Below are 15,303 nucleotides of genomic sequence, written 5' to 3' on the forward strand. Positions count from 1 at the left end.
CGCTCTGGCAGGGGTGGGGCAACGAAGGAAGCGATCAGATCATGAACCTCTTTGCTGATGTGCGCGCGGTCGTGCTTGCCGCGCTGGATGCGATGGTGGCCGAAGGCGCGCTGCCTGCGGGCCTTGATACCCAGGCTGTGGCGGTCGAGCCGCCGCGCGATGCCGCCCATGGCGACATGGCGACGAATGCCGCGATGGTGCTGGCGAAACCCGCCGGAACCAACCCGCGCGCGCTGGCCGAGGGGCTGGTGGCGAAACTGGCCGCCGATGCCCGGATCGCCTCGGCCGAGGTTGCGGGGCCGGGTTTCATCAACCTGCGGCTGGCACCCGGGCTTTGGGCCGATGTGGTGCGCGCGGCGCTGACGGCTGGTGCCGATTTCGGCCGCTCGGATCTGGGCCGCGGCATCAAGGTCAACGTCGAATATGTGTCCGCCAACCCGACCGGGCCGATGCATGTGGGCCATACCCGCGGCGCGGTTTTTGGTGATGCGCTGGCCAGCCTGCTCGATTTCGCGGGCTACGATGTGACGCGCGAATATTATATCAACGACGGCGGCGCGCAGGTCGATGTGCTGGCGCGCTCGGCCTATGAACGCTACCGCGAGGCGAACGGGCTTGAGCCCGAAATCCGCGAAGGGCTTTACCCGGGCGATTATCTGATCCCGGTGGGCGAGGCGCTGAAGGCGAAATACGGTGCCAGCCTGATCGACAAGCCCGAAAGCGACTGGCTGGCCGAGGTGCGGGTTTTCGCGACCGAGGCGATGATGGCGATGATCCGCGAGGATCTGGCGCTGCTTGGCGTGAAGATGGATGTCTTCTATTCCGAAAAGTCGCTTTACGGCACCGGCCAGATCGAGGCGGCGCTGCAGCGGCTGCAGGATCTGGGCCTGATCTACGAAGGCGTGCTGGAGCCGCCGAAGGGCAAGCTGCCCGAGGATTGGGAGGAGCGCGAACAGACGCTGTTCCGCTCGACCAGCTATGGCGATGACGTGGACCGGCCGGTGAAGAAATCGGACGGCAGCTGGACCTATTTCGCCCCCGACATCGCCTATCACTGGACCAAGATCGAACGCGGCTTCGACCAGCTGATCGACGTTTTCGGCGCCGATCATGGCGGTTACGTGAAGCGGATGAAGGCGGCGGTAGCGGCGCTTTCGGAAAACCGGGTGCCGTTGGACATCAAGCTCATTCAGCTGGTGAAGCTGTTCAAGAACGGCGAGCCCTTCAAGATGAGCAAACGCGCGGGCACCTTTGTCACCCTGCGCGACGTGGTCGAGCAGGCGGGGGCGGGGGTGACGCGCTTCCACATGCTGACGCGCAAGAACGATGCGCCCTTGGATTTCGACTTCGACAAGGTGCTCGAACAATCCAAGGACAACCCGGTCTTTTACGTGCAATATGCCCATGCCCGGGTCGCCTCGGTGCTGCGCAAGGCGCGCGAGCTGGGGATTGACGTGTCGGATGCGGCGCTGGCCGCGGCCGATCTGGACCGCAACACCCACGAGGCCGAACGCGCGCTGGCGAAAAAGATCGCCGAATGGCCGCGACAGGTCGAAATCGCCGCCCGCGCGAACGAGCCGCATCGGGTCGCCTTCTTCCTGTATGAGATCGCCTCGGACCTGCATGCGCTGTGGAATCGCGGCAATGACGAGCCCTCCCTGCGGTTCCTTCAGGAAGGCGATCTGGCCGCCTCGTCGGCGAAAATCGCCCTTGCCCGGGCCTCGGCCGTTGTGATTTCGGCGGGTCTTGGTATTCTTGGCGTCACCCCGGCCGAAGAGATGCGCTAAGGCACCGCCGGAGGGCAGGGCCGCACCGGCCCGAAAACCGGAGATGGGGCGAGCATGACCGATCCCGACACCCGCAATGGCGGGGGTTTTGGCAGGCTGGGCGGGGGCGAGACAGGCCCCTCCCTTGACATGCCTGCGCCCCAGTCCGCGCGCTGGGTGCAAGTGGCGGGGGCAGCCGTTTCCGGGGCGCTGATCTTGGGCGTGATCATCTGGGGCTATCGGCTGGCGGTGCGCGATGTCTCGGGCGTGCCGGTGATCCGCGCGCTTGAGGGGCCGGCGCGGATGGCGCCGTCGGACCCGGGCGGCGATCTGGCGGCCCATGTCGGGCTGGCGGTGAACGAGGTGGCGGGCTCGGGTCTGGCCGCGCCGGGGCCAAGCCGCGTCGTGCTGGCGCCGCCGCCCACGGGCCTGTCGCCCGATGATGCGCCGATGTCGGAACTCAAGCCGTTGCCGCAGGTGCAGAACCCCGCCGCGGCGGAAGAGCTGGCGATGGAAGGCCCGCCGGTGCCGGTGCCCGACAGCGCCTTGCCGCCGAAACCGGCGCTGGAGGCGCCCGCCGCCGATCCGGCCGCGGAGTTGCCGACCGATCCCGAGCCACCCGCCGAAGCGGCGCCTGCCCAGCCTGCGGTCGAACCGCCGCCTGCCCAGACCGCCGCGGCCGAGCCGGTCGTTCCGGCCGATGTGCCCGGCGTGGTGAAATCGCCCCGTCCGCTGGCGCGTCCCGATCTTGACATCGAGGCCGAGGCCGCCGCGAAAGCCGTTGCCGCGGCGCTGGCCGGTCCCGAAACGGTCGAGATCAAGGCCGCCGATCTGCCTTCGGGCACGCGGGTCGTGCAGCTGGGCGCCTTTGACAGCCCCGAGGAGGCCCGCGCCGAATGGGGCCGGATCTCGGGCCGGTTCGAGGCGCTGATGGCGGGCAAGAAACGCATCGTCCAAGAGGCCGCCTCGGGCGGGCGCAGCTTCTGGCGGCTGCGGGTCTCGGGCTTCAAGGGCGTCGAGGAGGCGCGTCAGTTCTGCGCCGCGCTGGTGGCCGAGGGGGCGAATTGCATTCCGACCGTGATCAAGTAACCGCCTGTGGCGCCACGATTCTGGGCGTCGAGGGCACGGTGCTGGGCGCCGATGAGGCGGCGTTTCTGCGCGCGGCCGACCCCTGGGGTCTGATCCTGTTTGCGCGCAATGTCGAAAGCCCGGCGCAGCTTTGCCGCCTGACGTCCGATCTGCGCGCGGCCCTGGGCCGCGATGCGCCGATCTTTGTCGATCAGGAGGGCGGGCGGGTGCAGCGCCTGCGCGGGCCGCAGTGGCGCGACTGGGCGCCGCCTTTGGACGACGCGCTCTTGCGCGGTCCGCGGGGCATGTGGCTGCGCGCAAGGCTGCAGGCGGCCGAGCTGCGCGCGGTGGGCATCGACGGCAATTGCGCGCCGACCTGTGATATTGCAGGCCCCCGCACGCATCCTTTCCTGCGCAACCGCTGTCTTGGCGAAACCGTTGAGGCGGTGGTGCAAAACGCCCGTGCGACGGCGGATGGCCTGCTTTCGGGCGGGGTGCTGCCGGTGCTCAAGCACATGCCGGGCCATGGCCGCGCCGAGGCCGACAGCCACAAGGATCTGCCCGTGGTCCGTGCCGCGGCCGAAGATCTGCGCGCGCAGGATTTCGCCCCTTTCGCGGCGCTTTCCGATCTGCCCTTGGGCATGACCGCGCATATCCGCTTCACCGCCTTTGACGACGCGCCTGCGACGCAAAGCGCGAAGATGATCGATCTAATCCGGCAGGAAATCGGCTTTGCCGGGCTTTTGATGACCGATGACATCGGGATGCAGGCGCTTTTGGGCAGCTATGCCGAGCGCGCCGCGGCCTCGCTGGCCGCCGGCTGCGACGTGATCCTGCATTGCAACGGCACGCGCGCCGAGTTCGAGGACACCGTGGCGGCGGCGGGGCGGCTGACCCCCGCGGCCAGCCTGCGCGCCGCAGCGGCGCTGCGTTTGCGCCACCCCCCCGCTGCGGCTGACTTGGTGGCGCTGGCGGCGGAATTTGACGCTGCGGGCGGCGGCGGGTCGGATGGCTGAGGAAACGGTAAGCCTTTTTGAAAGCACAAGTGTCAGCGAACGGCTTGCGGCCGAGGCGCTGATTGTCGATGTCGACGGCTTTGAAGGGCCGCTGGACCTTCTCTTGACGCTCTCGCGCACGCAAAAGGTCGATCTGCGGCGCATCTCGGTTCTGGCGCTGGCCGAGCAATATCTGAAATTCGTCAACGAGGCGAAGGCGCTGCGCATTGAGCTGGCGGCCGATTATCTGGTGATGGCGGCCTGGCTTGCGTTTTTGAAATCGCGTCTGCTGCTGCCGCCCGAACCGGGCGAGGATGGCCCCTCGGCGGAAGACCTTGCGGCGCATCTGGCCTTCCAGCTGGAACGGCTTGCGGCGATGCGCGAGGCGGCGGCGACCTTGATGGCGCGCGATCAACTGGGGCGCAACTTCTTTGCCCGTGGCTACAGCGAAACCGTCGAGCGGGTGCGCCGCGTGACCTATTCCGCGACGCTGCTTGAGCTGATGCAAGCCTATGCGCGGATCCGCACCCGCGACGAATTCCGCCCCTATGCCTTTGATCGCAAGAACATCTTCACCATGGAAGAGGCGCTGGACCGGATGCGGCCGCTGATCGGCTATGCCGGCGCATGGACCGATCTGACCGATTATCTGCCCGAGGGCTGGGGGGCGGACCCGAAGCGGCGCCGCTCTGCCACCGCGGCGACCTTTGCGGCCTCGCTCGAACTGGCGAAACAGGGCCAGATCGAGATCCACCAGACCGAAACCTTCGCGCCGATCACCATTCGCGCCCGAACCACGCCGCGGACCAGCACATGAGCGACAGCCGTTACGATCCGAATGAAAAATCGCTCTTCGACGCGCCACCGCTGGCCGAGCAGGAGCGGATGGTCGAGGCGATCCTGTTCGCCGCGGCCGAGCCGGTCAGCCTGCGCGAGATGCAGGACCGGATGCCGCATGGCTGCGATGCGGCCGAGGCGCTGGCCTATCTGCGCCGCCGCTACGAGGGGCGCGGCGTGCATCTGGTGAAGATCGGCGACGCCTGGGCCTTTCGCACCGCGCCCGATCTGGGCTTCCTGATGCAGAAGGAAACGGTGGAGCTGCGCAAACTCTCCCGTGCGGCGATCGAAACGCTGGCGATCATCGCCTATCACCAGCCGGTGACGCGGGCGGAAATCGAGGAAATCCGGGGGGTTGCGGTCTCGCGCGGGACGATCGAGCAGCTATTGGAGCTGGAATGGATCCGGCTTGGGCGGCGGCGGATGACGCCCGGCCGTCCGGTGACCTTCATCGTGACCGAGACGTTCCTTGATCATTTCGGCCTTGAATCGGCGCGCGATCTGCCCGGGATCAAGGAACTCCGGGCGGCGGGGCTGCTTGACAACCGGCCGATGCCGGGGGCCGAGGAGGACGAGGGCGACATGGTGGGCCAAAGCGAGCTGTTCGAGGAGGAGTGAGATGGACCCGATGAAGCTGTTGCAGATGGTCTGGAACATGACCCTGCGCCGCCTGCTGCGGATCGGCGTGGCGAAGGGGATCGAGCTGGCCGCGGGCCAGGGCAAGCCCGCCGCGCAGATGACCAAGGCCGAGCGCAAGGCGGCGAAATCGGCGCGTCAGGCGGCAAAGCGCGCGCGCCAGGCGGCGGCGATCACCCGGCGGATGCGCTGAGCCGTCACGCCCAATCCGGTTTGCGCTTGTCGAGAAACGCCTGCACCCCCTCGGCGGTGTCGCGGTAAAGCATGTTTTCCACCATCACCGCGCCCGCATGGTCATAGGCCGCGGCCTGATCCATCCCGATCTGCTCGTAAAACGCCCGCTTGCCGATCCTAACCGCGGCACCCAGTTTCGCGGCAAGCGTCTCGGCCAGCGCCGTCGTTGCCGCCTCAAGCTCGCCCTGTGGCACGACGCGGTTGACCAGCCCGACCTCGCGCGCGCGGGCGGCGTCGATGAATTCCCCCGTCGTCAGCATCTCGAAGGCGACCTTGCGCGGCACCACACGGCTCAGCGCCACCATCGGCGTCGAGCAGAACAGCCCGATGTTCACCCCGTTGACGCCAAAGCGCGTGCCCTCGGCCGCGACGGCCAGATCGCAGCTGGCCACCAGCTGGCAGCCCGCGGCGGTGGCGATGCCGTGGACTTCGGCGATCACCGGCTGCGGCAGGGCAGGGATCATCTGCATCACCGCGGCGCAGCGCGAGAAAAGATCGGCGAAATACGCCCGCCCGCCATCCGCTGCCGCCCGCCCGGCCTGCATTTCGCGCAGGTCATGGCCCGCGCAAAAGCCCTTGCCCGCGCCTTTCAGCACCACGACCTTCACCCCCGCATCCCCGGCCAGCGCCGCAAACCGCGCCGCCAGCGCCGCCAGCATCGCATCCGAGAGCGCATTCAGCGTCCCCGGGCTGTTCAACGTCAGATGCGCGGTGACGCCACGTTTTTCGATCCCGACAAGCTCGCTCATTGCAATTCCTCCCCCGGCCCGGAACTCTGGACCCGGAAGTCTAGGCCTGGGAGAGGCCGGGAGGAAAGATGCAACTGAAGATGGACGTGACGGCGCTGAACGCCTTTTTGCGCCGCGAGTTTGCGCAGGTGGCCGATATGTTCGAGGTGATCGAAGCGGGGGCGGAAACGGTGATCCGGCTGCGCGTCGATGACAGCCATCTGCGCCCGGGCGGCACGGTCTCGGGGCCAACGATGTTCGCGCTGGCCGATGTGGGCATCTATCTGGCGATCCTGAGCCGCATCGGCCCGGTGGCGCTGTCGGTGACGACGAATGCCACGATCGACTTTCTGCGCAAGCCGCTGGCCGGGATCGACCTGCTGGCGCGGGTGCGGGTGCTGAAACTGGGGCGATCCCTGGCGGTGGGCGATTGCCTGATCTTTTCCGAAGGCGAGGCGGAGCCGGTCGCGCGGGCTTCGATGACCTATTCGGTCCCGCCGCGCTGAGGCGGCGCAAGCTCGAAGACCACCGGCGCCAGCAGCATCACCGCGGCAAAGATCACCACGATGGCGATCAGGTCCATGCGCGCCCCCGCCCGGGCCATGTCGGCCAGCCGCAAGCCCTTCCAGGAAAAGGCGATCGCATTGGGCGGCGTGGCGGTGGGCAGGGTGAAGGCCATCGAGGCGCCAACCGCCACCGGCAGCATCAGCCAGGGCACGGCCAAGCCAAGCCCCGTCGCCACCGCCGCCGTCACCGGCAGGAAGGTCGCGGCGGCGGCGGTGTTCGAGGTCAGCTCGCTCAGAAACACGATCCCCGTCGCGACGATCAGCACCAGAAGCCACAGCGGCAGCGCCGCCAGACCGCGCGCAAGCCCCCCCACCGCCGCCGCAAGGCCAGAGCTTTCGAACCCCGCCGCCAGCGCCAGCCCACCGCCGAACAGCAGCAGGATGCCCCAGGGCAGGGCGGGGGCGACGCTCCAGTCCAGCACGAAGCCGCGGCCCCGCCCGAGCGGGCAGGCAAAAAGCAGCAGCGCCGCGGTGATCGCGATGCCGCTGTCCGAAATCGGCAGGCCAAGCGGCGCGCGCAGCACCCAGGCCAGAGCGGTCAGCACGAAGACCGTGGCCACGATCGCCTCGGCCCGGCCGAACGGGCCAAGCGCCCGGGCTTCGGCGGTGATCAGCGCCCGCGCCGCGGTCAGATCCAGCCCGCCAAGGTCAAACAGCCAGCGGGTCAGCAGCACAAGCATGACCGGCAGCATCACCGCCACCACCGGCACGCCAAACAGCATCCATTGAAAGAAGCCGATCTCGATCCCGTGGCTTTCGGCCAGAATGCTGGCCAAAAGCGCATTCGGCGGCGTGCCGATCAGCGTGCCCACGCCGCCGATCGAGGCCGACCAGGCGATGCCCAGCATCAGCGCCACGCCGAAGGCCCGCGCCCGTTCCCTCTCGGCATGGGTCTCGACGAAGACGACGACCGAGGTGGCGACGGTGACCATCATCATCGCCGCCGCGGTGTTCGAGATCCACATCGACAAAAAGGCGGTGGCGAGCGCGAAGCCCGAGATCAGGCCGCGCGCGGAATGTCCGGCACGGGCGACGATGAACAGCGCGATGCGCCGGTGCAGCCCGTGGCGCTCCATCGCGGCGGCCAGAAGAAAGCCGCCAAGAAAAAGGAAGATCAACGGGTTGCCGTAATGCGCCGTGACCGCGGCGATGGGCAGGATGCCCAGAAGTGGCATCACAGCGACGGGCAGGAGCGCGGTGGCGGCCAGCGGCACCGCCTCGCTCAGCCACCAGATCACCATCCACAGCGTCAGCCCGGCCAGGCGCCAGGCTTCGGGCGGAAGATCCGCGGGCGCGGGCAGCGCCAGCACCGGCACTAGGCAGAGCGGGCCGGCCAGAAGCCCGATGCGCCGCCCCGCCGGCAGCGCCTCCGCCGGCAGCGCCTCCGCCGGCAGCGTCTTGCCCGGTGCCGATCCGCTCGCCTGCCGCTCGGTCATGTTCTCTCCCGTGTTCCGGTTGCCGCGCCCCAGCCTAGCACGGGCGGCGGCGGCTGGGGCGCGACCGATCGCGCCGCCGGAACCAGAATCATTTTTGCGCCCAGAGTGGGGTATTTTGATACCTATTTTTCAAGTCATTGATTTGGAATGAAATAAATCGCATCAACGCGCTTGCTTTGTGATCGGAAAGCGCGGATAAGCCCGCATCCAGTTTCCCAACCCTTCAAAGGGCGATCGACAATGAAAACCTATACCGCGAAACCGGCGGAGATCGAGAAGAAGTGGATCCTGATCGACGCCGAGGGCGTCGTTCTGGGCCGCCTCGCCACGATCGTTGCCATGCGCCTGCGTGGCAAGCACAAGCCGACCTTCACCCCCCACATGGACATGGGTGACAACGTCATCATCATCAACGCCGACAAGGTGCAGATGACCGGTGCCAAGCGCGAAGACAAGCGCTACTACTGGCACACGAACCACCCGGGCGGGATCAAGTTCCGCACCGCGCGTCAGGTTCTGGAAGGCGCGCATCCCGAGCGCGTGGTGATCAAGGCCGTCGAACGCATGATCTCGCGCAACCGTCTGGGCCGCGCGCAGATGTCGAACCTGCGCGTTTACGCCGGGGCCGCCCATCCGCATGAAGCCCAACAGCCCGAAGTTCTGGACGTGAAAGTCCTGAACAAGAAGAACACCCGGAGCGCCTGATCATGTCCGATATCAAATCCCTCGACGATCTGAAGTCGGCCGTTTCGGGCACCCCGGCGGCGGCCGTGGCCGCCGCGGTGGAGCGTACCCCGGTGCGTGACGCCCAGGGCCGCGCCTATGCCACCGGCAAGCGCAAGAACGCCGTGGCCCGCGTCTGGGTGAAGCCCGGCACCGGCAAGATCACCGTGAACGGCAAGGAAATGCCGGTCTATTTCGCGCGTCCGGTGCTGCAGCTGATCGTCAACCAGCCGTTCGGCGTCGCTGGCGTCGAAGGCCAGTATGACGTGATGGCGACGGTGGTCGGCGGCGGTCTTTCGGGTCAGGCCGGTGCGGTCAAGCACGGCATCTCGAAAGCGCTGCAACTGCACGAGCCGTCGCTGCGCGCCGCGCTGAAAGCCGCTGGCTTCCTGACCCGCGATAGCCGCGTTGTCGAACGGAAGAAATACGGCAAGGCCAAGGCCCGTCGCTCGTTCCAGTTCTCGAAACGCTGATCGTTTCGACCTCAAGATCACAGGGCGGTCCCGGTCCGGGGCCGCCTTTTCCTTTGCCGGTGGCCGCTTAGACGGTCATCGCCCAGACCCGGCGCAAAAGCCCCGCCGCCAGCGTCAGCATCATCGCACCGATCAGCAGATCCAGCACCCGCCAGGCCAGCGGCCGCGCAAAGAGCGGCGCCAGAAACCGGGCGCCGAAGCCCAGTGCGGTGAACCAGACCGCGCTGGCCAGGCCCGCGCCCAGCACAAAGGGCAGATGCGCCCCCGCCGGTTGCGCCGCGCCGACCGAGCCCACAAGCAGCACCGTATCCAGATAGACATGCGGGTTGAGCAGCGTGAAGCCCGCCACCCGCGCCAGCGCCCCGGCGCGCGTCAGCGCCACACCGCCGTTGTCGGCCTCCAGCCGCTCGGGCCGCAGCGCGCGGCGCAGCGCCGACAGTCCGTACCAGCCCAGAAATACCGCCCCGCCCAGTGACAGCGCGGTGACCAGCCGCGGCGCCGTGCCCAGCACCGCGCCCAGTCCCGCCACCCCGGCGGCGATCAGCGCCAGGTCGCAAGCCGCGCAGAAAGCGACGACAAGTCCCACATGTTCGCGTCGCAGCCCCTGGCGCAGCACGAAGGCATTCTGCGCGCCGATCGCGACGATGAGGCCAAGGGACAGGGCGAAACCGGTGAGGAGGGGGGCAAGCTGGGTCATCGGACTTCCTTGCCCGCGCTTGCGGGTGTAGTCAAATTCAGGATGCTAAGCTCGATGAAGGATGGCTAAGGTGCTCGACTATCCCCTGCTGGCGGCCCTGGCCGCGGTGATCCGCGAAGGCGGGTTCGACCGGGCGGCGGCTCGGCTGGGGGTCACGCCCTCGGCGGTGTCGCAGCGGATCCGGGCGCTGGAAGAGCGGGTGGGGGCGACTCTGGTGGTGCGCAGTCAGCCGCCGGTGCCGACCGAGGCGGGGGCGCGGCTGTGTGCCCATGTCGCGCGGGTGCAGCTGCTGGAAGGCGAGCTGGCGGCCGATCTTCCGGCATTGGCGGGGCAGGGGCCCCCCGCGCTTCCCGTGGCGGTGAATGCGGATTCGCTGGGCAGCTGGTTTCTGCCCGCCGCGGCGCGGTTTTCCGAAGCGACCGGGGCGCTATTGCATCTGCTGCTGGATGACGAGGAACACACCGCGGCGCGACTGCGCGCGGGCGAGGTGCTGGCGGCGGTGACGGCGGAACCGCTTGCGGTGCCCGGCTGCCGGACCCGGCCGCTGGGGGCCTTGCGCTATGTCGCCTGCGCCAGCCCCGGCTTCATGGCGCGGCACTTCCCGCAAGGCGTCACGGCCGCGGCGCTCGCGCATGCGCCGGTGCTGCAATTCGACCGCAAGGACGGGCTGCAGGCGCGCTGGCTGCGCCGTCATCTGGATCTGCCGCTGCAGGCGCCGACGCATCAGCTGCCCTCGACGCAGGGGTTTCTGGACGCCAGCCTGCTTGGATTGGGCTGGGGGCTGCATCCGCTTCCGCTTGTCGCGGCGCCGCTTGCGGAGGGGCGGCTGGTCGAGCTTTTGCACGGCGCCGGGCTGGAGGTGGGGCTGCACTGGCAGCATGCGCGGCTGGGGGCGCGGCTGCTGGAGGCGCTGACGCGCGAGGTCGTGGCCGAGGCGCGGCGCTGCCTGATCCCGCCCGATGCGGGAATCGCTGGTCTTGCGGGGGCGGACTGATATCCTCCCCCGCAGTATGATCCGGGGGAGACACTGCTGCCGACCCCACCCGAGGACAAGAAGCGCATTCTGCCGCGGGTGAAGCGGATCACCCGCCCGCCCGAGGGAGAGGGCGGCGCCAGAACCGGGGAATTGCTGGCGCTGATGCGCAGCTGTCTCAAACAGACCAACAGGGAGAAAGACATGAAATCGCGTGCCGCCGTGGCCTTTGCGCCGGGCAAACCCCTTGAAGTCGTGGAAATCGATGTCGCGCCGCCGCAAGCGGGCGAGGTTCTGATCCGCATCACCGATACCGGCGTGTGCCACACCGACGCCTTTACTCTGTCGGGGGATGACCCCGAAGGCCTGTTCCCGGTCGTGCTGGGCCATGAGGGCGCGGGCGTGGTGGTCGAGGTCGGCCCCGGCGTCACCTCGGTCCAACCGGGCGATCATGTCATTCCGCTTTACACCGCCGAATGCGGCGAATGCCTGTTCTGCAAATCGGGGAAAACCAATCTCTGCACCGCGGTCCGCGCGACCCAGGGCAAGGGTGTGATGCCCGATGGCACCTCGCGCTTTTCCTACAACGGCCAGCCGCTGTATCACTACATGGGTTGCTCGACCTTTTCCGAATATACCGTGGTGGCCGAGGTCTCGCTGGCGAAGATCAACCCCGCGGCCAATCACGAACATGTCTGCCTGCTGGGCTGCGGCGTGACCACCGGCATCGGCGCGGTGCACAACACCGCCAAGGTGCAGGCAGGCGACAGCGTCGCGGTCTTTGGCCTTGGCGGGATCGGGCTGGCGGTGATTCAGGGTGCGCGGCAGGCGAAGGCCGGGCGGATCATCGCCATCGACACCAACCCGGCGAAATTCGATCTGGCGCGGCAGTTCGGCGCCACCGATTGCGTCAACCCCAAGGATCACGACAAGCCCATTCAGCAGGTGATCGTCGAGATGACTGGCTGGGGCGTCGATCACAGTTTTGAGTGCATCGGCAATGTCAACGTCATGCGGGCGGCGCTGGAATGCGCGCATCGCGGCTGGGGGCAATCGGTGATCATCGGCGTTGCCGGGGCGGGGCAGGAAATCTCCACCCGGCCGTTCCAGCTGGTGACCGGGCGCAAATGGATGGGCACGGCCTTTGGCGGGGTGAAGGGGCGCTCGCAACTGCCGGGCATGGTCGAGCAGGCGATGGCGGGGGAGATCGAGCTTGAGCCCTTTGTCACCCACACGATGGGGCTCGATCAGATCAACGAGGCCTTCGACCTGATGCACGCGGGCAAGTCGATCCGCTCCGTGATCAAATTCTGAGGCCGCGATGGAACGTCTTGAAACGCATGGGTCTTTCGGCGGCACGCAGGAGGTGTGGCACCACACCTCCGCCACGCTGGGCTGCGAGATGCGCTTTGGCCTTTACACCCCGGCGCATGAACCGGGGGAGCGGCTGCCGGTGGTCTATTGGCTCTCGGGCCTGACCTGCAATGAGCAGAATTTCATCACCAAGGCGGGGGCGCAGGCCCATGCGGCGCGGCATCGGCTGATTGTCGTCGCCCCCGACACCAGCCCCCGCGGCGACGGCGTGGCCGATGATCCGGCCTATGATCTGGGGCAGGGGGCGGGGTTTTACCTGAACGCCACTCAGGCGCCGTGGTCCGCCCATTACCGGATGCACGATTATGTCGTGACCGAACTGCCCGCGCTGATCGAAGCCGCTTTCCCGGCCTCTGACCGGCGCTCGGTGATGGGGCATTCGATGGGCGGCCACGGTGCGCTGGTGGCGGCCTTGCGCCATCCCGGGCGCTACCGGGCCGTCTCGGCCTTTTCCCCGATCGTCGCGCCGATGCAGGTGCCTTGGGGGGAAAAGGCCTTCTCGGCCTATCTGGGGCCGGACCGGGCGGCTTGGGCGGAATGGGATGCGATGGCGCTGCTGGCGGGAGCGACCGAGCGTCTGCCGATCCTGATCGATCAGGGCGAGGCGGACAGCTTCCTTGAAGACCAGCTCAAGCCCTGGATCTTTGCCGAGGAAGCGGCGCGGCTTGGCCATCCGGTGACGCTGCGCCGCCATCCGGGCTATGACCACAGCTATTACTTCATCGCGAGCTTCCTGGCCGATCACTTCGCCCATCACGCTGCCGCGCTGCAGGGCTGAGCCCAAAACGGAAAAAACCCCGCGGCGGACCGCGGGGCCTTTCCCGGAGGTTGGTTCGGGTCGTTCAGATCATTCGCGATTGCCAAGGAACTGCAGCAGGAACATGAACAGGTTCAGGAAGTCCATGTAGAGCTGCAGCGCGCCAAGGATCGCGGCCTTGCCAAGGAAATCCGCATCCGATTGGGCCAGTTGCAGATAGGTGTTCTTGATGTTCTGCGTGTCATAGGCGGTCAGACCCGCAAACAGCAGCACACCGATCACCGAGATCGCGAATTGCAGCGCCGACGACGCGATGAAGATGTTCAGCAGCGAGGCGACGATCAGGCCAATCAGACCCATCATCAGGAACGAGCCGAAAGCCGAGAGGTTGCGCTTCGTCGTGTAGCCGTAAAGCGACAGCGCCGCGAAGGCGATGGCGGTGATCAGGAAGGTCTGGGCGATCGAAACGCCGGTGTAGACCTTGAAGATGAAGCTCAGCGACAGGCCCATCAGCGCCGAATAGCCGAAGAACACCATCTGCGCGGTCGAGGTCTGCATCTTGTGGATCAGCGCCGAGAAGGCGAAGACCACGACCAGCGGCGCGAACATCACAACCCATTTCAGCGGCGTGCCGAAGATCGCGGCCAGCAGCTGCTCGTTCAGGCTGACGCCGAAGGCCACGGCGCCGGTGACGATCATCGCCACCGACATCAGGCCATAGACCTTGTTCATGTGAGTCCGCAGACCCTCGTCGATGTAACTCGCACGGCCAGCCGCGGTGCTGTGCATCGTGTTGTAATTAGCCATGTGGTTGTCTCCAGTCTGTGCGGCACCCGGCAAGAGCGCGCGCCGTCGGGTCCGATATTGGAAAGGACCGGGGGGGTTTCAAGAACCCGGCGGCAGAAAATCGGCCGCCGGCGGGGTGGCCTCACCCCATCGTGACGACGATCTTGCCGGTGGAGCGGCGGGTGCGCAACATCTCCAGCGCCGCGGCGGTCTGCGACAGGGGGAAGCGGGCGGAGATATGCGGATGCAGCTGGCCCGAAGCGGCAAGGGCGAAAAGCTCGGTCATCGAGCGGCGCAGCGCCGCCGGGTCGAGATCCAGATAGCCGCCCCAGTAAAGCCCATGGATTTCAAGGTTTTTCACCAAAGCATGGTTGAGCTTGAGCGCGGGCGGTGCCCCCGCGGCAAAGCCGATCAGCAAGAACCGCCCGCCCGGTTTCAGCGCCGCGAAACCGGCCTCGCCCAAGCTGCCGCCGACCGCGTCATAAACGACATCGGCGCCGCCAAGCGCCTTCAGCGCGGCTTTCAGATCGGGGGTCTCGGCATCCAGCGTCTCGGCCGCGCCCGCCTGTGCGGCGATGGCGCATTTTTCGGCCCCGCGCGCGACGGCGATCACCCGCGCCCCCAGCCGCGCGCCGATCTCGACCGCGGTCAGCCCGACGCCCCCCGCCGCGCCCAGCACCACCAGCGTCTCGCCCGGGGCCAGCCGCCCGCGCAGGGTCAGCGCCAGATGCGAGGTGCCATAGGCGATCTGGAAGGCGGCGGCGGTGTCGAAATCCAGGCTGTCGGGCAGGGGGGTGCAACGGTCCTCGGCAAAGACCCCGGCCTCGGCCAGGCCGCCGTGACCGGCATGGATGGCAACGCGGGTGCCCGGCGTCAGGCTTGTGCCCGGCCCGGCGGCGGTGATCGTGCCCGCGGCCTCGAGCCCGGGCACGAAGGGCAGCGGCGGGGTGGCCTGATAGCGCCCCTCGAGCATCAGCAGGTCGGCGAAATTCAGGCCGCAGGCGGCGATCCGCACCGCCACCTCGCCCGGGCCGGGGGCGGGCAGCGGCAGATCGGCAAGCGTCGGCGGCGTCGTCGGATCGGTGTGAAGGAAGGCGCGCATCTGGGTCTCCGGTCTGGGATCGGGGCTGTCAGCCTAGCGCGGAGGGGGCGGCGCGACCAGCCCCCGGGATGGTTCTTGATCGCCGAATCAACCGGCACGCGAAGCGCATGGTTTGCGCGACGAAAGTGCAATTTGCGATGCAATTTGCGAAT

17 protein-coding genes are annotated in these 15,303 nt (G+C 67.7%); 12 read left to right on the top strand and 5 right to left on the bottom strand.

The window, feature by feature from the left end; all coding sequences use genetic code 11:
• Nucleotides 1-41 precede the first annotated feature (41 nt).
• Genes argS through AC4PTB_RS04615 form a run of 6 tightly spaced genes read left to right on the top strand, consistent with a single transcriptional unit; the run spans nt 42 to nt 5,495 of the window.
• A complete protein-coding gene (gene argS / locus AC4PTB_RS04590) occupies nt 42-1,787 on the top strand; it encodes an arginine--tRNA ligase (RefSeq protein WP_492191917.1) in 1,746 nt (581 codons plus the stop codon).
• 54 nt (nt 1,788-1,841) lie between these two features.
• The gene (locus tag AC4PTB_RS04595) at nt 1,842-2,855 is read left to right on the top strand and encodes an SPOR domain-containing protein (protein WP_492191918.1); all 1,014 of its coding nucleotides are present in this window, start codon (nt 1,842-1,844) and stop codon (nt 2,853-2,855) included.
• Nucleotides 2,831-3,850, top strand: a complete 1,020-nt coding sequence (locus AC4PTB_RS04600; protein WP_492191919.1) for a glycoside hydrolase family 3 N-terminal domain-containing protein — start codon at nt 2,831-2,833, stop codon at nt 3,848-3,850. Before AC4PTB_RS04595 ends, AC4PTB_RS04600 begins: the two co-directional genes overlap by 25 nt.
• Nucleotides 3,843-4,646, top strand: coding sequence for a segregation and condensation protein A (locus tag AC4PTB_RS04605; RefSeq protein ID WP_492191920.1), 804 nt, complete (start codon nt 3,843-3,845; stop codon nt 4,644-4,646). The genes AC4PTB_RS04600 and AC4PTB_RS04605 overlap by 8 nt, the downstream gene beginning before the upstream one ends.
• Entirely contained in the window at nt 4,643-5,284 is a 642-nt protein-coding gene (scpB, locus tag AC4PTB_RS04610; RefSeq protein WP_492191921.1) for an SMC-Scp complex subunit ScpB, read from the top strand. Before AC4PTB_RS04605 ends, scpB begins: the two co-directional genes overlap by 4 nt.
• A gap of 1 nt (nt 5,285) precedes the next feature.
• Nucleotides 5,286-5,495 (top strand): hypothetical protein, encoded by a 210-nt coding sequence (locus AC4PTB_RS04615; RefSeq protein ID WP_492191922.1) that lies wholly within the window; start codon nt 5,286-5,288, stop codon nt 5,493-5,495.
• 4 nt (nt 5,496-5,499) lie between these two features.
• On the opposite strand, the gene AC4PTB_RS04620 is transcribed toward AC4PTB_RS04615, so the two are convergent.
• Nucleotides 5,500-6,285 (bottom strand): enoyl-CoA hydratase, encoded by a 786-nt coding sequence (locus AC4PTB_RS04620; protein WP_492191923.1) that lies wholly within the window; start codon nt 6,283-6,285, stop codon nt 5,500-5,502.
• Between the two features lie 68 nt (nt 6,286-6,353).
• On the opposite strand from AC4PTB_RS04620, the gene AC4PTB_RS04625 reads away from it, so the two are divergent.
• The gene (locus tag AC4PTB_RS04625) at nt 6,354-6,770 is read left to right on the top strand and encodes a PaaI family thioesterase (protein ID WP_492191924.1); all 417 of its coding nucleotides are present in this window, start codon (nt 6,354-6,356) and stop codon (nt 6,768-6,770) included.
• Here AC4PTB_RS04625 and AC4PTB_RS04630 read toward each other — a convergent pair.
• A complete protein-coding gene (locus AC4PTB_RS04630; protein ID WP_492191925.1) occupies nt 6,749-8,266 on the bottom strand; it encodes an SLC13 family permease in 1,518 nt (505 codons plus the stop codon). The genes AC4PTB_RS04625 and AC4PTB_RS04630 overlap by 22 nt on opposite strands.
• A 240-nt stretch (nt 8,267-8,506) precedes the next feature.
• Here AC4PTB_RS04630 and rplM point away from each other — a divergent pair, with 240 nt between their 5' ends.
• Both rplM and rpsI read left to right on the top strand, forming a co-directional pair.
• Nucleotides 8,507-8,971: a 50S ribosomal protein L13 gene (gene rplM, locus AC4PTB_RS04635; RefSeq protein WP_013066607.1), complete on the top strand. Its 465-nt coding sequence runs from the start codon at nt 8,507-8,509 to the stop codon at nt 8,969-8,971.
• 2 nt (nt 8,972-8,973) lie between these two features.
• Complete coding sequence (gene rpsI, locus AC4PTB_RS04640) at nt 8,974-9,462, top strand: 30S ribosomal protein S9 (RefSeq protein ID WP_136906499.1); 489 nt, start codon at nt 8,974-8,976, stop codon at nt 9,460-9,462.
• A gap of 67 nt (nt 9,463-9,529) precedes the next feature.
• Here rpsI and AC4PTB_RS04645 read toward each other — a convergent pair whose 3' ends face one another.
• Nucleotides 9,530-10,159 (bottom strand): LysE/ArgO family amino acid transporter, encoded by a 630-nt coding sequence (locus AC4PTB_RS04645; protein ID WP_492191926.1) that lies wholly within the window; start codon nt 10,157-10,159, stop codon nt 9,530-9,532.
• Between the two features lie 70 nt (nt 10,160-10,229).
• Between AC4PTB_RS04645 and AC4PTB_RS04650 the strand changes: the two genes are divergently transcribed.
• The 3 genes from AC4PTB_RS04650 to fghA all read left to right on the top strand — a co-directional run bounded on the left by AC4PTB_RS04650 (nt 10,230) and on the right by fghA (nt 13,284).
• On the top strand, nt 10,230-11,153 hold the full coding sequence (locus AC4PTB_RS04650; RefSeq protein WP_492191927.1) for a LysR family transcriptional regulator ArgP: 924 nt from the start codon (nt 10,230-10,232) through the stop codon (nt 11,151-11,153).
• Between the two features lie 183 nt (nt 11,154-11,336).
• Nucleotides 11,337-12,446: an S-(hydroxymethyl)glutathione dehydrogenase/class III alcohol dehydrogenase gene (locus tag AC4PTB_RS04655; protein WP_492191928.1), complete on the top strand. Its 1,110-nt coding sequence runs from the start codon at nt 11,337-11,339 to the stop codon at nt 12,444-12,446.
• A 7-nt stretch (nt 12,447-12,453) separates the two neighbouring features.
• Complete coding sequence (gene fghA, locus AC4PTB_RS04660; RefSeq protein ID WP_492191929.1) at nt 12,454-13,284, top strand: S-formylglutathione hydrolase; 831 nt, start codon at nt 12,454-12,456, stop codon at nt 13,282-13,284.
• A gap of 69 nt (nt 13,285-13,353) precedes the next feature.
• On the opposite strand, the gene AC4PTB_RS04665 is transcribed toward fghA, so the two are convergent.
• Together AC4PTB_RS04665 and AC4PTB_RS04670 are read right to left on the bottom strand one after the other, a co-directional pair.
• Nucleotides 13,354-14,070 carry a Bax inhibitor-1/YccA family protein gene (locus AC4PTB_RS04665; RefSeq protein ID WP_492191930.1) on the bottom strand — a complete coding sequence of 239 codons (717 nt, stop codon included), beginning with the start codon at nt 14,068-14,070 and terminating at the stop codon, nt 13,354-13,356.
• 121 nt (nt 14,071-14,191) lie between these two features.
• Entirely contained in the window at nt 14,192-15,151 is a 960-nt protein-coding gene (locus AC4PTB_RS04670; protein ID WP_492191931.1) for an NADPH:quinone oxidoreductase family protein, read from the bottom strand.
• Nucleotides 15,152-15,303: the final 152 nt, after the last annotated feature.

The organism is Rhodobacter sp. 4.3.4 (assembly GCF_058724655.1).

Bases quoted from the DNA above. Each gene is read 5' to 3' on its own strand.
- AC4PTB_RS04670 (WP_492191931.1), bottom strand. From the start codon at position 15,151: ATGCGCGCCTTCCTTCACACCGATCCGACGACGCCGCCGACGCTTGCC.
- AC4PTB_RS04615 (WP_492191922.1), top strand. From the start codon at position 5,286: ATGGACCCGATGAAGCTGTTGCAGATGGTCTGGAACATGACCCTGCGC.
- rplM (WP_013066607.1), top strand. From the start codon at position 8,507: ATGAAAACCTATACCGCGAAACCGGCGGAGATCGAGAAGAAGTGGATC.
- scpB (WP_492191921.1), top strand. From the start codon at position 4,643: ATGAGCGACAGCCGTTACGATCCGAATGAAAAATCGCTCTTCGACGCG.
- AC4PTB_RS04625 (WP_492191924.1), top strand. From the start codon at position 6,354: ATGCAACTGAAGATGGACGTGACGGCGCTGAACGCCTTTTTGCGCCGC.
- AC4PTB_RS04630 (WP_492191925.1), bottom strand. From the start codon at position 8,266: ATGACCGAGCGGCAGGCGAGCGGATCGGCACCGGGCAAGACGCTGCCG.
- AC4PTB_RS04655 (WP_492191928.1), top strand. From the start codon at position 11,337: ATGAAATCGCGTGCCGCCGTGGCCTTTGCGCCGGGCAAACCCCTTGAA.
- fghA (WP_492191929.1), top strand. From the start codon at position 12,454: ATGGAACGTCTTGAAACGCATGGGTCTTTCGGCGGCACGCAGGAGGTG.
- rpsI (WP_136906499.1), top strand. From the start codon at position 8,974: ATGTCCGATATCAAATCCCTCGACGATCTGAAGTCGGCCGTTTCGGGC.
- AC4PTB_RS04665 (WP_492191930.1), bottom strand. From the start codon at position 14,070: ATGGCTAATTACAACACGATGCACAGCACCGCGGCTGGCCGTGCGAGT.
- AC4PTB_RS04620 (WP_492191923.1), bottom strand. From the start codon at position 6,285: ATGAGCGAGCTTGTCGGGATCGAAAAACGTGGCGTCACCGCGCATCTG.
- AC4PTB_RS04605 (WP_492191920.1), top strand. From the start codon at position 3,843: ATGGCTGAGGAAACGGTAAGCCTTTTTGAAAGCACAAGTGTCAGCGAA.
- AC4PTB_RS04595 (WP_492191918.1), top strand. From the start codon at position 1,842: ATGACCGATCCCGACACCCGCAATGGCGGGGGTTTTGGCAGGCTGGGC.
- AC4PTB_RS04645 (WP_492191926.1), bottom strand. From the start codon at position 10,159: ATGACCCAGCTTGCCCCCCTCCTCACCGGTTTCGCCCTGTCCCTTGGC.
- argS (WP_492191917.1), top strand. From the start codon at position 42: ATGAACCTCTTTGCTGATGTGCGCGCGGTCGTGCTTGCCGCGCTGGAT.